Origin of the sequence: Sulfuritalea hydrogenivorans sk43H (genome assembly GCF_000828635.1) — a bacterium.
Taxonomy (GTDB): domain Bacteria; phylum Pseudomonadota; class Gammaproteobacteria; order Burkholderiales; family Rhodocyclaceae; genus Sulfuritalea; species Sulfuritalea hydrogenivorans.
Window position 1 is genome coordinate 928,715 of sequence record NZ_AP012547.1, and the last position, 14,433, is coordinate 943,147.

The window sequence follows — 14,433 nt, forward strand, 5'->3', positions numbered from 1 at the left end:
CCATGGACAAGATAAGTTTTGCCGGCCTGGCCTTGGGAGTTGCCGCGATTGTCGGCGGCCAGGTGCTGGAGGGCGGGCATGTCGGGTCGTTGATTCAACCCACTGCTTTTCTGATCGTGCTCGGCGGCACCTTGGGCGCCGTAATGTTGCAAAGCCCCCTGCCGGTGTTCATGGCCGGAATGCGAATGGGCGTCTGGGTATTCTTCCCGCCGGTGGTGGACTCGGAGAAGCTGATCAGCGACATTGGGCGCTGGAGCCAGGTTGCACGCAAGGAAGGTTTGCTTGCACTCGAAGCGCAGATCGTGTCCCTGCCGGATCCGTTTGTCAGGAAGGGTCTGCAACTGCTGGTCGATGGCGCCGAGCCGGAGCGCTTGCGGGAAGTGCTGGAAGTCGAAATCGGGGCCTATGAGGCCAAGCTCAAGCTGGCCTCGAAGGTATGGGAGTCTGCCGGCGGCTATTCGCCCACCATCGGCATTCTCGGCGCCGTGATGGGCCTGATCCATGTGATGGAGAACCTGTCCGATCCGGCCAAGCTGGGCAGTGGAATTGCGGTCGCGTTTGTCGCGACGATCTACGGGGTCGGGGCCGCCAACCTGGTATTTCTCCCCGTCGCCAAGAAATTGATGGCGAACGTGACGCGTCTGGTCACCTTGCGCGAGATGCTGGTCGATGGCTTGGTCGGCATCGCCAACGGCGACAACCCGCGGATCGTCGAAAGCCGGTTGCAGGGCTATCTCTCCTGATGTCGCGCTCGGGCCGACGCCATCAGGAAGAGGAGCACGAGAACCACGAACGCTGGCTGGTGTCATACGCCGACTTCATCACCTTGCTGTTCGCCTTCTTTGTGGTGATGTACGCCCTCTCGTCGATCAACGAGGGTAAGTATCGGATCATGTCGGACTCGATCAGTTCGGCCTTCCGCAGCATTCCGGGCAGCAGTTCGGGAGCCCAGGTTGCGGTCAATACCATCAATTCGCAGTTGTCGATCGCCATTCCGGCGAAGCGCCTGCCGCCCAACGTCAAGACCGATACGGCTCAGGCAGCGAAAAGGGACCGTCTGCGAAATACGGCCAAGGATATCAACAAGGCCCTGGCGCCGCTGGTCGATGAAGGCAAGGTTACGGTCACCGAAGGGGCGCTGGGAATCACGGTCGATATCAACGCCAGCGTACTGTTTGCCCCCGGCGATGCGCGTCTTGATCTTGGTGCCGTGAGAGCCCTGGCCGCAGTTGCACAAATTCTGGCTCCGACCGACTTTCCCATCATCGTCGAAGGACATACCGACAATACGCCGATCAGCACGCCACAGTTTCCCTCCAATTGGGAGCTCTCGGGGATGCGGGCATCGAGTGTGGTGCGCCTGTTCATCGAGAGCGGCGTGGATGGACGCCGCCTGACCGCGACCGGCTATGCCGACCAGCGGCCTTTGGCCGATAACGCGACGCCGGATGGGCGCCAACGCAACCGCCGGGTGGCGATCACGATCGAGTCGCGCAACCCGGACAATGCGGTGGAAGTACAGATTTCCGACAACTGAGGAGATCGCTGCGGCTCGCCGCGCCGGGGCTGTTCCCCGACCGTTTGCGCTTCAAACAGCGCCGAAAGATCGTTTCCCCGCAGCCAGGCCGCGTTGTTGCCCGTCGGCACCATAGATCGAGTCGGTTCCGCCTGACAGCAATACGGAAAGCGCGTCCTGATTCTGCTTGAGCAGGATATTGATCAGCTTGCCGTTGGTTTCGTTACCGTCGCGTGCCTGTGCGGCGAGTTTCAGCAATTCTGTCCAGCGATGTCTGTCGGAAGAGGCATTCGGCAGGCTTGCCAGCCATGCTTCAATGCCGGAACGCCCTTTGGCGAAACCGTTCTTGACCAGAAGCGTATCGCGCCGTGTTTCAAGCTGGTTGAGTTGGCCGACAAGCGCCGCCTTCTCTTTCGCGATATCCGGCAGGCGATCTGCCTGGGTTCCGGTGAGGGCTTTGCGCTCCTCTTCCAGCAAATCGCAAAAGCGTTTCAGGTCGGACAGTTCCCTGACCAGCAAGTCTGACAAGGATTCCACGGCGGCCAACGAGCTTGCCTGCAGGCAGTCAGGATTTCACCGTCAGGGATTGCGGCGATTTTGTCCCAGCATTTCGCGTACGCTGGAGATCAGGCCGTCGGCAATCCGTTCCGGATTGATCTGAAAGCGCCCTTCACTGATGGCCTGGCGGATTTCGGCGACTTTTTGCGAATTGAAGGCGGGTTCGGAACCGGATACCGAATGGAAGGCCGTGGCGGCCACTGTGGTCGACTCGCCTGCCGAGGAGGGGCTTCCTGCCTTGACGCCGGGGGCCGCCGAACGGGTCGCGGGCGCACGGGAACCTGCCGTGTTTTGCACGGTTCCGATGGTTTTGGCAGAGTTGTCGATCTTCATGGATGGAGTCTTCCGTCGTTTATGCGGCGTCTGCTTGCGTTTACGGCATATCTGCAAATAACTTTATGCCGTTCGGGAGTATTCTTTCGTAGGGGGTAGTTTCAAGAAAATCAAAACCTTATCTCTACTGTGCCATCCGCCCGGACGACCCCGCTCAAAATCTGACCGGAGTTTAGCCGTACCTGGGTGACTTGTCCAACTACCGCGTTGGTGAGCGCTCGCCCTTCGTTGGTGACTTGAAATCCGCTGCCCTTGCCGACGATCTTCACACTCTGGCCCGCTTGCACTACGGTGGGCTGCCGGAGCATGTCGGCCCGCAGCGGGCGACCGGCGGCGAGGGAAGCAATCGCTGCGCGACCGATAGCCTGGTCCTTGTTCATCAGGACGCCATTCGGCAGATCGGAAAGCTCGCCCAGCTGTGGGCGGATGTCTGCATCCGTGAGATTCTGGCCTGCATTTATGGGTCGGGCAATAACCAGGTATTCGGCAACGACGCGAATCTGGACCGGAACCCAGAGACTCCAGGTACCGCCGCGACAGCGCACGACGACCTGGGTCCTGCCCCAGGGGCGCGCCCCATTTCCCATCGATACGTCGAAGCCCTCGCAAGCGCCTGCCAGCCGTTCTGCATCGATGTTCCCGATGCTGTAGCTGGCGGTTCCCGGCAAGCCCTTGATCTGGACGAGCAGGAATTCATCAACCGCGCGCCTGATTGCCGAAGAATCGGCTGCAAGAACGGACGGACCGGAGACGCACAGCACCAAGGCTGCCAGGAGGGAAGGAAGCGCACGCATAAGCAGCTATTCAATCACGACTTTCGTTGCGCGTATGCGCTCAGCAGCATCTCAGTCCCCCCTCAATTCCTGATGAACCTGCGCAGCCGGTGCGGCGGCAAGTTTTGCCGAAGCTCGCGCCGTGTTTGCCGCCAATGGAGTGCTGAAGGGGTCTGATGGCAGGCTTTTGCAGTCAGCAAGGGCTATGGCACGGATGATGCATTGCTGAACGCATCCTAACCCGTGATCTTCCTGCGACCGTGACAGACAGAATCGATGCCCTCCTCCAAGTCAAGCGTACAGCCCTCAATGCGCGGGTGTATCGGCAGGAATTGCTCGCTTCGAATATCGCCAATGCGGATACGCCGAACTACAAGGCCAGGGACATCGATTTCAAGGACGCCCTTGAGGGCGCGCTGGCTGGCCGCACGGAGGGTAGCCTGAATCTGGCCAGAACGTCGGCAAGGCATCTGGGCAGCGAATCCAGCCAAGCATTTGGCGGCGCTGCCAAGTATCGCACCGAGTTCCAGCCGAATGTCGATGGCAACACCGTAAACATGGATGTCGAACGCGCCGCCTTTGCCGACAACGCGATACAGATGGAAGCCATGCTGACCTTCATTCGCGGCGATCTGAGCACGCTTCAGATGGCGATGGCGAGCCAGTAAGCGAGGAGATTATGTACCCCCACGCTCGCATTCACTCGCTGCCCCCCAGGGGGGCGTATGCCTCCTTCGGGACGGCCCTTCGGGAGGCATCATGAGCCTGTCCAATATTTTTGCCATTGCCGGATCGGCGCTTACCGCGCAATCGGCCCGACTCAACGCGGTGGCCAGCAATCTGGCCAACGCCGACAGCATAACCGGCGCCGACGGCCAGCCGTATCGCGCCAAGCAGGTCGTGTTCAAGGCGACCGCGGTCGAAGGTGGCGGCGTCGGGGTGCGTGTGACCGGGGTGGTGGATAGCGCCGCGCCGCTGCGCATGATGTATGAGCCCTCGAATCCGGCCGCGAACGAACAGGGCTACGTTGCGATGCCGAACGTCAATGTGGTCGACGAAATGGTCAACATGATTTCGGCCTCGCGTTCCTATCAGAACAACGTGGAAGTGATGAATACCGCCAAGTCGCTGATGCAGAAAACGCTGGCAATCGGGCAATAGGCCTCTAGGGGAAGAATGACATGACTACGACAGCAACCGCCGCCACATCAGGAGTCGCCCAGGCTCTGCTCGACTCGATCAATGGCACGGCAAGCAAGAAAACCTCGAGTGCGACCAACGACGCACAGGATCGCTTCCTGAAACTGCTGACGACCCAGTTGAAGAATCAGGATCCGCTGAATCCGCTGGACAACGCGCAGATGACGTCGCAACTGGCGCAGATCAGCACCGTTGATGGTATCGAGAAGCTCAATGCCACCCTGCAAAAAATGCTGGCGAGCACGGTGGATGCCGAAGCAATGCAGGCAGCGGCGCTGGTGGGGCATCAGGTCATGGTGCTCGGCAGCGGACTCAAGCTGGGAGATAGCGGAGCGGCGGGTGGCGTGGAGCTCAAGGCGGCGGCCGACCATGTGGTGCTGACGATCAAGGACTCCAATGGTCTGGTGATGCAGACCATGGACCTCGGAAACCTCGAAGCCGGGACGCACAACTTCGTCTGGGACGGCAAGACCGACGCGGGGGCGCAGGCGGTGAACGGAGCCTACAGCGTCTCGGTGGCGGCGAAGCGGGGTACGGAAAAGGTCGAGGCCTCGACGCTTGAACTCGCCGGGGTAGTGAGCATCAACCGCAGCAGTTCGGGTGTAACCCTCGACCTCGGGCAACTCGGCCTGGCAAAAATGAACGACATCAAACAAATATTCTGAGCAGGAGAAAAACATGGGCTTTCAGCAAGGATTGAGTGGTCTCAACGCGTCTTCCAAGGCGCTTGACACGGTTGGCAACAATATCGCCAACTCCGGTACCGTCGGCTTCAAGAGCGGTTCGGCGCAATTCGCCGACGTTTTTGCAGCGTCCCTCAACGGTGCGGGCGCGGCTCCGGTGGGTATTGGAGCCAAGGTGGGGGCCATCGTCCAGCAATTCACCCAGGGCAATATCTCCGTCACCAACAATCCGCTGGACACGGCAATCAACGGCGGCGGCTTTTTCCAGATGGACGATGGTTCGGGCGGCACGGTATATGGCCGCAACGGCCAGTTCCAGCTCGACAAGGACGGCTATATCGTTAACGCCCAGGGCCTGCAGCTCAAGGGCATCGCGGCGGTGAACGGCGTGATCGCGACCGGTTCGCCGTCGGTACCCCTGCGCCTGTTCGATCCGACGCAAAGCCTTTCGGGAACGCCGCAAATGACCGGCGGCAGCACGTCGGGTACCGGCATCCAGGCCAACATCAACCTCGATTCCCGTCTCGGCGTACCCGCCACCGCGCCGTTCGACTACGGCGATCCCACTTCGTACAACCAATCGACGGCGACGACCGTCTACGACAGCCTGGGAAATCCGCACACCTACTCGATGTACTTCGTCAAGAATGCGGCCGCCAATACCTGGGACGTTTATGCCACGCTGACGAACCCCGCGGGATCGACGCCGCCCAATCCGCCGTCCACCGCGACATTCCAGGATCTTTCCTTTGGGGGTCTGGTTTCGGTCGGGCAACTGACCTTCGATACCTCGGGAGCGCTCACTTCGGCCGCTTTCGCCGCATCGATCTCGGATACCGACCTGGGTTATCCGGGCGCCGTGGTTACGCCGCAGAACTTTCCGGTCGATTTCAGTGGTTCCACCCAGTACGGTTCGTCGTTTGCAGTGAATGCGATGCTGCAGGACGGCTACGCTGCGGGCACGCTGGCCGGCTTCAATATCGGCAAGGACGGCATCGTGCTGGGACGCTATACCAACGGTCAGACCAAGCCTGTCGGCCAGGTCGTGCTCGCCACGTTCCGCAATCCGCAGGGCTTGCAGCCCCTGGGCGACAATCGCTGGGCGCAATCGCCCACCAGCGGCGATCCGATCGTCGGTGCGCCGGGATCGTCCGGCCAGTATGGCGTGCTGCAGGCCTCCGGACTTGAGGACTCGAACGTGGACCTGACGGCGGAACTGGTCAACATGATCACCCAGCAGCGCGCCTATCAGGCCAATGCGCAGACCATCAAGACGGTGGACAGCATCCTGCAAACCCTGGTCAACCTGCGCTGATAGTCGGCGCTGGCGATACGGCGAATCAAACGACTGAGCGAGCGGCAACATGGACAGATTGATCTACACCGCGATGACGGGTGCCAGCCAGACGCTGAGCCGGCAGGCCGCGGTGGCGCACAATCTGGCCAACGTGAGTTCGACCGGCTATCGGGCCGAAGAACATCGGTTGCGTGCGGTGCAGGTGAACTCGAATGCGCAGCAGAAAGGCCTGCCGACGCGGGCCTTTGCAGTCGATGCGAGTACCCATGTCGATTTCACGCCGGGACCGATGATGCACACGGGTCGGGCGCTTGACATTGCGGTGCAGGGCAACGGCTGGATCGCCCTGCAAATGCCGGATGGCAGCGAGGCCTATACGCGGAACGGCAATTTCGAACTCAATGTCAACGGAATTGTGCAGACCCGCAACGGCATACCGGTGCAAGGCGATGGCGGTCCGATTGCGGTTCCGCCTGACGTGAAGCTGAGCGTCGGCGTCGATGGCACGATCTCCGCGCTGCCCGAATCGGGCGCGCAGAACACCGTCAGCGTGATCGGCCGCTTCAAGCTCGTCAGCCCACCCGACGCCGACCTGGTCCGTGGCGAGGACGGCCTGTTTCGCATGCGCGATCGCAGCGCGGCCCCGACCGACGAGCGCGTCAAGGTCGCCGCCGGCAGCCTCGAAGGCAGCAACGTCAATCCCGCCGAGCAAATGGTGAGCATGATTTCCCTGGCGCGGCAGTTTGAAATGCAGATGAAGATGTTGTCGACGGCAGATGCCAACGACAAGGCGGCGACCCAGATCCTCGCCATGCGCTAGGACCAAGACATGAAGCCGGGCAACGGAAGGAAACAGAAATGAGTTTTGCACTGAGTCTGAGTGGCCTCAACGGCGCATCGAGGGCGATCGACATCATCGGCAACAACATCGCCAATTCGCAGACGGTCGGCTTCAAGACCTCGAAGGCGCGCTTTGCCGATGTGTATGCGTCTTCCGTCTCCGGAGGGCCGGCTGAAGGTGCGCCCAACGCCGGTGTCAGCACGGCGATCATCAACCAGCAACTTACCCAGGGCGCCCTGATCCAGAGCGACGATCCGCTCGACATGGCGATCACCGGGCCGGGGTTTTTCCGCCTGAACAATGGAGGCGAGATTACTTATTCACGCGATGGCCAGTTTCAGCTGGATTATGACAACGCCACCTCGGATCAGCGAATTCTCGTCAATAACTCCGGCCTCAATGTGACGGGGTATCTGGCCGAATATACGACTGACCCTCAGGGCGTGATCGCCAGTTCTTCCGCGCCGGTGGACATTGTCATCGACGCCGTCATGCCCGCGCTGGCCACCGGCACGGTATCGGTTGGCGCGACGCTGGATGCGCGCGCCGCTGTTCCGCTGGTGGCGCCTTTCGATCCGGCCAATCCGGCCACGTACAGCTATACGACGGGACTCACGGTCTACGATTCGACTGGTGCGTCCCATGATATGAGGATGTATTTCGCAAGGTCAGCCCCGGGTAATCACTGGGAACTCTTCAGCACCCTCGATGGCGCCTCCCAGGCGGGGCCGGTCGCCATGGATTTCGATACCGTCGGGGTGATGAGCACTGCGATGCCCCTGGCTGCCCAGACCTATGCATTGGGTGCCGGCGGTAGTCTTTCCATCGCGATCGATCTCACCGGAACGGTCCAGTACGGCAATGCTTTCAGCATCGACTCGCTCAGCCACGACGGTTATCCCGAGGGCGCCCTGAATGGCACCAACGGCCTCAGCGTCGGTGCCAATGGGGTCATCTTCGGTTCCTACTCCAACGGCCAGTCGCGCAAGGTGGCGCAAGTGGTACTGGCCAATTTCGTCAATCCCAATGCGCTGATCAGCCTGGGCAACAACCAGTGGATGGCCAATGCCGACCCGGTCAGCGGATCGGGCGCCGAGCTCCTGGACACTCCGCAGGGAACTCTGGGCATGGGAGTGGGCGCCATACAGGGTGGGGCCAAGGAGCAATCCAACGTCGACCTGAGCACGGAACTGGTTGCGTTGATCGAACAGCAGCGCAACTACCAGGCGAGCGCCCAGACCTTCAAGATTCTCGACCAGATTCTGCAGAATCTGGCGAACGTGCGCTAGCCATGAAGCATCTCAATTCCTTTCGTTTCGCCAGGAGCAAGCCGCGATGATCCGTTCCCTTTGGACTGCCAAGACCGGTCTGGATGCCCATCAGACCTCCATGGATGTCATCACCAACAACCTGGCCAACGTCAGCACCAACGGCTTCAAGCGTTCGCGGCCGGTGTTCGAGGACCTGCTGTATCAGACCATGCGCCAGCCGGGCGCGGCTTCCTCGCAGGCGACCACGGTTCCTTCCGGCCTGATGATCGGTACCGGTGTGCGAACCGTCGGTACCGAACACATCTTTACCCAGGGCAGCGTGCAGCGGACCGAAAACCCGCTCGACCTTGCCATTCAGGGCAACGGGTTTTTCCAGGTACAGATGCCGGATGGAACACTTGCCTACACGCGGGACGGTTCCTTCACCAAGGACGCCAATGGCCAGGTGGTCACCGCCAATGGTTATCCCCTGAGTCCGGCCATCACCATTCCGGCCAATGCCATCAGCGTATCGATCACGCGTGATGGAATCGTGTCCTATGCCCAGCAAGGGGTGACGGCGCCAACCCAGGTAGGCAACATACAGCTGGCCAGCTTCGTCAATAACGGCGGACTACAGAGTGCCGGCGAGAATTTGTACGTGGAAACCGCCTCGTCGGGAACGCCGACTCCCAACACGCCGGGAACGAATGGCACCGGCCTGCTCAATCAGGGCTACGTCGAAACATCCAACGTCAATGTGGCCGAGGAACTGGTGAGCATGATCGTGGCGCAGCGGGGATACGAGATGAACTCGAAAGCCATCACGACCTCGGATCAGATGCTTGCGCGTCTGACCCAACTCTAACGTTCATGCAGCAGTAGCGAGCGCCCCCTGATGATGAAACACACTGAACACGAATTGAAGACCCGCCCCTCCCATCCTCCCCTCGCGGGGAGGCTTCTGATTTGCTCGCTTCGCTCGGCTGTCACCGGTCGCTCCGAACGAGTTGTTTCGCACTAAATGGGTGAAATCATGAAGAACCTAGCCCTGATCGCCAGTTTTGCCGCACTGCTGTCCGGATGCGTCACGACCACGCCGACGACGGCGATCCACCAGCCGATGAGCATTCGTCCGGAAGCACGCAACTATGCGCCGCCGAGCAATGGGGCCATTTTCAACATCGCCTCGGCACGTCCCCTGTTCGAGGACCGTCGTGCCCGTTTTGTCGGCGACACCATCACCATCAACATCGCCGAAAAGGTTCAGGCGTCGAAGAAGTCCGAGAACAAGTCCACGCGCAGCCAGTCGGTCGATGTCAGCGTGCCGACCATTGTCGGCCTGCCCTTCAAGGGGGCACAGGGAACGGCGCTGGCCGCGAGCGACAGCAACAACTTCAACGGCAAGGGCGAGAACACCTCGTCGAACGATTTCACCGGAACGATTACCGTGACCGTGATCGAGGTATATCCGAACGGAAACCTGCTGGTATCCGGCGAAAAACAGATCGGACTCAAGGAAGGCGAGGAATTCATTCGCTTCTCGGGGGTGATCAATCCGAACACGATCACCGCCGCCAATACCGTGACATCCACACAGGTGGCCGATGCGCGCATCGAGTACAAGGCGAACGGCTTTCTTGACTCGGCGCAGGTCATGGGATGGCTGGGGCGCTTTTTCCTGACTTTCATGCCGTTCTGAGGAGACTGACATGACGCGAATGGAAAAAAGTTTTCTGGCATTTCTCTGGATGCTTGCCGCGCTTCTGGTGGTGGATACCGCCCGTGCCGAACGGATCAAGGATCTCGCCTCGATCGCCGGCGTGCGCAACAACCAGCTCGTTGGCTACGGCCTTGTGGTCGGGCTCGATGGCAGCGGCGACCAGACGACCCAGACGCCGTTTACCGTGCAGAGCATCATCAGCATGCTGTCGGCAATGGGAGTCAATCTGCCTCCCGGGCAGTCACTGCAACTGAAGAACGTGGCGGCCGTGATGGTGACCGCCAGCTTGCCGCCGTTCGCGCGCTCCGGCCAGCCCATTGACATCACGGTGTCGTCGATAGGCAACGCCAAGAGCCTGAAGGGCGGTACCCTGATCCTCACTCCCTTGAAGGGAGCCGACGGGCAGACCTACGCCATGGCGCAGGGCAATGTCGTGGTGGTGGGCGCCGGGGCGTCGGGCGCCGGTTCCAAAACGACGGTCAATCATCTCTCGGTGGGCCGAGTCACCGGCGGCGCAACGGTCGAGCGTGAAGTGCCGATGCCGCTCGGGCAAGGCGAATTCGTCTATCTTGATCTGAACACCACCGATTTCGGTACTGCCCAGCTGATGGTCGAGGCAATCAACAAGACCACGCCGGGTGCGGCTACGGCGGCCGACGCACGCCAGATCCGGGTGCGTGCCCCGACCAATCCGGATGAGCGCGTATCGTTCATCGGACGCATTGAGAATATTCAATTGACTCCGGCGAAAATGTCCGCCAAGGTCATCGTCAACAGCCGCACGGGATCGGTGGTCATGAATCAGTCGGTGTTGCTTGACAGCTGTGCGGTTGCACACGGCAATCTTTCCGTGTCGGTCAGCACCGACAATACCGTGAGCCAGCCGGGTGCGCTGTCCGGAGGCCAGACTGCCGGCGTGAGCAATGCCCAGATCGATATTAAGCAGGAAGGCGGGGCGATGATGAACATCAAGGCAGGCGCCAACCTGGCCGACATCGTCAAGGCGCTGAACGCCCTGGGTGCCAATCCTCAGGACCTGATGGCCATTCTGCAGGCGATGAAGTCGGCAGGTGCCCTGCGCGCCGAACTGGAGGTCATCTGATCATTCGAGTCGGGAATATTTTGCCGCCCTGATCCAGCGAATGGCGATGCCTGCCTTCTGACATCCTTCCGTCAGCCATGAGTGCCAGCGCAAATACCCCCGCCGCCGTCAACCCCAACGTCTTCGACGTCAACAGCCTTGCCGCATTGAAGCGGCAAGTGAAAGACGGCGACCCCAAGGCACTGAAGGCTGCCGCGCAGCAGTTCGAAGCGCTGTTCCTGCAAATGGTTTTGAAGTCGATGCGCGATGCCACGCCACGCGAAGGCTTGTTCGACAGCGAGCAGGCGCGCATGTACGAATCCCTGCTCGATCAACAGATGGTCCAGGTATTGGGTGCCAGGAGCGGCGGTACCGGCTTGGCGGCGATGATCGAGAAGCAGTTGTTGCGACAGAATCCGGAACCGCAGCCGCTCGATGGCCCCGTGCCCTTGTTGCCGGCAACCCCGGCTTACCGCTTGCCGCGCGAGGGAATGATTCCCTTGTTGCGCGAAGGACTTCGGGCACCGCTGCCGCTGCATGACATGCAGCGGAATCCTGCGCTCGACTCGCGGACGTCTCCGCTTTCCTCCCTGGTCGTTGATCCGGCGGGCATCGGCGATGGCGTCAGTCCGTCGGCCGCCGTTCGTGAATTCGCCACCCGGCTATGGCCGGCGGCGACCGAGGCCAGTCGGGCGACGGGCATTCCTGCCCATTTCATGGTGGCTCAAGCGGCGCTGGAGACCGGCTGGGGCAGATCCGAACCGCGCCGTGCCGATGGCAGTCAGAGCTTCAATGTGTTCGGCATCAAGGCCGGCCGCAACTGGCAGGGGCCGGTGGCCGAGGCGACGACCACGGAATACGTGGATGGAGTCGCGCAGAAGCAGGTCGAGCGTTTCCGTGCCTATGGTTCTTACGCGGAAGCGTTTCGCGACTATGCCGGCCTGCTGGCCGGTAACTCGCGCTACGCCGGTGTGCTCGGCACGCAGGATGCAGCCAGTTTTGCGCGCGGACTGCAGCGTGCCGGTTATGCCACCGATCCGATGTACGCCGCCAAGCTTGAACGAATCATCGGCGGATCGACGCTGAGACAGGCCCTCGCTGCCTGATACAGCGGCACGGCTGTTTGCGGTGGCACGCGGATTGCTCTAACTCGTGTGAAGGCTTAACTCACGGCAAGTTTTGCCGTTATTTAGCCCAATCCACGGAGCAATCATGAGCATTTTCAGTGTTGGCGTCAGCGGCCTCAATGCCGCGCAGGCTGGAATCCTTACCGCCAGCCACAATATCTCGAACGCGTCGACTCCCGGCTTCAGCCGGCAGGAGACCGTTCAAGGCACCAATATTCCGATGCTCACCGGCTCGGGCTTTCAGGGGCAGGGCACCCATGTCGTCACGGTAAAGCGGATCTACGACGAATTTCTCGGTCGCCAGGTGCTCAGCGCCGAGGCTTCGGCCAGCGAGATGGACAGCTATCTGGCGCAGATCAAGCAGATCGACAACCTGCTGGCCGATCCCAATGCCGGCCTGTCTCCGGCGCTCGCTGCATTTTTCAAGGGTGTGCAGGATGTCGCGGCCAACCCGGCATCGATCCCCAGCCGCCAGTCGATGCTGTCCGCTGCGCAGTCACTGGTAGCGCGGTTCCAGTCGATCGATCAGCGCATGACCGAGATTCGCGACGGCACCAATTCCCAGATCATGGGCCAGGTGACGGCGATCAATACCTACTCCGCGCAGATTGCCGATATCAATCAACGAATCATTCTGGCGCAGGCCGGCAACCAGACTCAGGCACCGAACGACTTGCTGGACCAGCGCGATCAGATGCTCAAGGATTTGAACAAGCTGATCCGGGTCAGCACGCTGACCCAGGGCGATGGCAGTTTCAATGTGTTCATCGGCAACGGTCAGCCCCTGGTGGTCGGGACCCAGTCGTATCAACTGCAGGCAGTGGCTTCGCGGGATGATCCCGAACGCATTGTCGTCGCCATGAAAGGTGTCGGCGGCACGACGCTGACCTTGCCCGATTCGCAGATTACCGGCGGCACCCTTGGCGGTCTGGTAGCCTTTCGCAGCCAGTCGCTGGACGCGGCGCAGAATGCCATGGGCCGCCTGGCGCTGAGCCTGGCGCAGAATTTCAACGACCAGCACCATTTGGGCATGGATCTTACGGGGGCACTGGGTGTCGACTTCTTCAATCTGTCGAACGCGGTGCCCACCGTGCGGGCGAACGGCGGCAACAGCGGCAGTACGCTCGTGACCGGCATGCCGACGGTGACGATCGACAGCCAGAACATCGACGAACTGACTGTCAGCGACTATACGCTCACCACCGACGGCACGAATTTCACCTTGACTCGCCTGTCGGACAATGTGACGACGGCGATCACTACCGTCCCGCAACTGGTCGATGGCATGTCGATCAATACGTCTACCTGGACGTCACTGGTGGCGGGAGACAAGTTCCTGATCCAGCCGACGCGTGTCGGCGCACGCAACATCGCCGTCGGTTTCTCGGACGCCCGGATGATTGCGGCGGCAGCCCCCGTTCGCACCTCGGCGGCTCTGGCGAATACGGGAACCGCTAGCATCAACTCGGGGACGGTGGTAGCGCCGCCGCCGCCGAATCCGGCCTTGCAGAACAAGGTGACGATCACGTTCACCAGTGCCACGACGTATGACGTGCTCGATGTAACCACCGCCACCACGCTGGCAACGGGTGTGGTCTATCCTGATCCCTTGCCGGCCACGGGAGGCGTCGTCACCTACAACGGCTGGACGGCACAGATCACCGGCAATCCGGCGACAGGCGACGTGTTCACCGTGGAAACCAATGCAAACGGAGTAGCCGACAACCGCAACGCCATGCTGCTCGGGGCGCTGCAAACCGCTGCGACCATGCTTGGTTCGGCATCCGGTCCGACCGCATCCTATCAGTCGGCCTATTCGCAGATTGTCAGCGAGGTGGGCAGCAAGACGAACGAGGTGACATCGATCGGAGCCTCGCAGCAGTCGCTCGTCGACCATGCCACTGAATCCCTGCAGCAGCTCGCTGGCGTCAATCTGGACGAGGAGGCCGCCAATCTGCTGCGTTACCAGCAGGCCTATCAGGCGTCGGCCAAGATTTTCGAGATTGCGTCAAAGATATTCGACGAAATCATTGCTCTGGGCAGATAAGTCC

16 protein-coding genes are annotated in these 14,433 nt (G+C 61.0%); 13 read left to right on the forward strand and 3 right to left on the reverse strand.

All coding sequences use genetic code 11. From position 1 onward, the window contains the following. The first annotated feature begins 2 nt into the window (after positions 1 to 2). Positions 3 to 743 carry a flagellar motor protein gene (locus SUTH_RS04540; protein WP_041097429.1) on the forward strand — a complete coding sequence of 247 codons (741 nt, stop codon included), beginning with the start codon at positions 3 to 5 and terminating at the stop codon, positions 741 to 743. Next, positions 743 to 1,537: a flagellar motor protein MotD gene (gene motD, locus SUTH_RS04545; RefSeq protein WP_041097431.1), complete on the forward strand. Its 795-nt coding sequence runs from the start codon at positions 743 to 745 to the stop codon at positions 1,535 to 1,537. The genes SUTH_RS04540 and motD overlap by 1 nt, the downstream gene beginning before the upstream one ends. Before the next feature lie 51 nt (positions 1,538 to 1,588). On the opposite strand, the gene SUTH_RS04550 is transcribed toward motD, so the two are convergent. From SUTH_RS04550 to flgA, 3 genes are all read right to left on the reverse strand, one after another. Beyond that, entirely contained in the window at positions 1,589 to 2,053 is a 465-nt protein-coding gene (locus SUTH_RS04550) for a flagella synthesis protein FlgN (RefSeq protein ID WP_231851132.1), read from the reverse strand. A 42-nt stretch (positions 2,054 to 2,095) separates the two neighbouring features. Beyond that, on the reverse strand, positions 2,096 to 2,407 hold the full coding sequence (flgM, locus tag SUTH_RS04555; RefSeq protein ID WP_041097433.1) for a flagellar biosynthesis anti-sigma factor FlgM: 312 nt from the start codon (positions 2,405 to 2,407) through the stop codon (positions 2,096 to 2,098). A gap of 110 nt (positions 2,408 to 2,517) precedes the next feature. Next, positions 2,518 to 3,201 carry a flagellar basal body P-ring formation chaperone FlgA gene (flgA, locus tag SUTH_RS04560; RefSeq protein ID WP_041097434.1) on the reverse strand — a complete coding sequence of 228 codons (684 nt, stop codon included), beginning with the start codon at positions 3,199 to 3,201 and terminating at the stop codon, positions 2,518 to 2,520. A gap of 239 nt (positions 3,202 to 3,440) precedes the next feature. Here flgA and flgB point away from each other — a divergent pair, with 239 nt between their 5' ends. From flgB to flgK, 11 genes are all read left to right on the forward strand, one after another. Continuing rightward, complete coding sequence (gene flgB, locus SUTH_RS04565) at positions 3,441 to 3,848, forward strand: flagellar basal body rod protein FlgB (RefSeq protein WP_052473231.1); 408 nt, start codon at positions 3,441 to 3,443, stop codon at positions 3,846 to 3,848. Between the two features lie 91 nt (positions 3,849 to 3,939). Then, on the forward strand, positions 3,940 to 4,341 hold the full coding sequence (gene flgC, locus SUTH_RS04570) for a flagellar basal body rod protein FlgC (protein WP_041097436.1): 402 nt from the start codon (positions 3,940 to 3,942) through the stop codon (positions 4,339 to 4,341). 20 nt (positions 4,342 to 4,361) lie between these two features. Beyond that, positions 4,362 to 5,045, forward strand: a complete 684-nt coding sequence (locus tag SUTH_RS04575) for a flagellar hook assembly protein FlgD (RefSeq protein WP_041097438.1) — start codon at positions 4,362 to 4,364, stop codon at positions 5,043 to 5,045. Positions 5,046 to 5,058: 13 nt separating this feature from the next. Then, positions 5,059 to 6,378: a flagellar hook protein FlgE gene (gene flgE, locus SUTH_RS04580; protein ID WP_041097440.1), complete on the forward strand. Its 1,320-nt coding sequence runs from the start codon at positions 5,059 to 5,061 to the stop codon at positions 6,376 to 6,378. Between the two features lie 49 nt (positions 6,379 to 6,427). Then, on the forward strand, positions 6,428 to 7,180 hold the full coding sequence (gene flgF / locus SUTH_RS04585) for a flagellar basal-body rod protein FlgF (protein WP_041097442.1): 753 nt from the start codon (positions 6,428 to 6,430) through the stop codon (positions 7,178 to 7,180). A gap of 38 nt (positions 7,181 to 7,218) precedes the next feature. Further along, a complete protein-coding gene (locus SUTH_RS04590) occupies positions 7,219 to 8,490 on the forward strand; it encodes a flagellar hook protein FlgE (protein WP_041097444.1) in 1,272 nt (423 codons plus the stop codon). Between the two features lie 46 nt (positions 8,491 to 8,536). Continuing rightward, positions 8,537 to 9,319 carry a flagellar basal-body rod protein FlgG gene (flgG, locus tag SUTH_RS04595; protein WP_041097447.1) on the forward strand — a complete coding sequence of 261 codons (783 nt, stop codon included), beginning with the start codon at positions 8,537 to 8,539 and terminating at the stop codon, positions 9,317 to 9,319. Between the two features lie 168 nt (positions 9,320 to 9,487). Next, positions 9,488 to 10,153 carry a flagellar basal body L-ring protein FlgH gene (locus SUTH_RS04600; protein ID WP_041097449.1) on the forward strand — a complete coding sequence of 222 codons (666 nt, stop codon included), beginning with the start codon at positions 9,488 to 9,490 and terminating at the stop codon, positions 10,151 to 10,153. A gap of 10 nt (positions 10,154 to 10,163) precedes the next feature. Beyond that, positions 10,164 to 11,276, forward strand: coding sequence for a flagellar basal body P-ring protein FlgI (locus tag SUTH_RS04605; protein WP_041097451.1), 1,113 nt, complete (start codon positions 10,164 to 10,166; stop codon positions 11,274 to 11,276). A 77-nt stretch (positions 11,277 to 11,353) separates the two neighbouring features. Next, positions 11,354 to 12,361, forward strand: coding sequence for a flagellar assembly peptidoglycan hydrolase FlgJ (flgJ, locus tag SUTH_RS04610; protein WP_041097453.1), 1,008 nt, complete (start codon positions 11,354 to 11,356; stop codon positions 12,359 to 12,361). Positions 12,362 to 12,467: 106 nt separating this feature from the next. Beyond that, positions 12,468 to 14,429, forward strand: coding sequence for a flagellar hook-associated protein FlgK (gene flgK, locus SUTH_RS04615; protein WP_041097455.1), 1,962 nt, complete (start codon positions 12,468 to 12,470; stop codon positions 14,427 to 14,429). Positions 14,430 to 14,433: the final 4 nt, after the last annotated feature.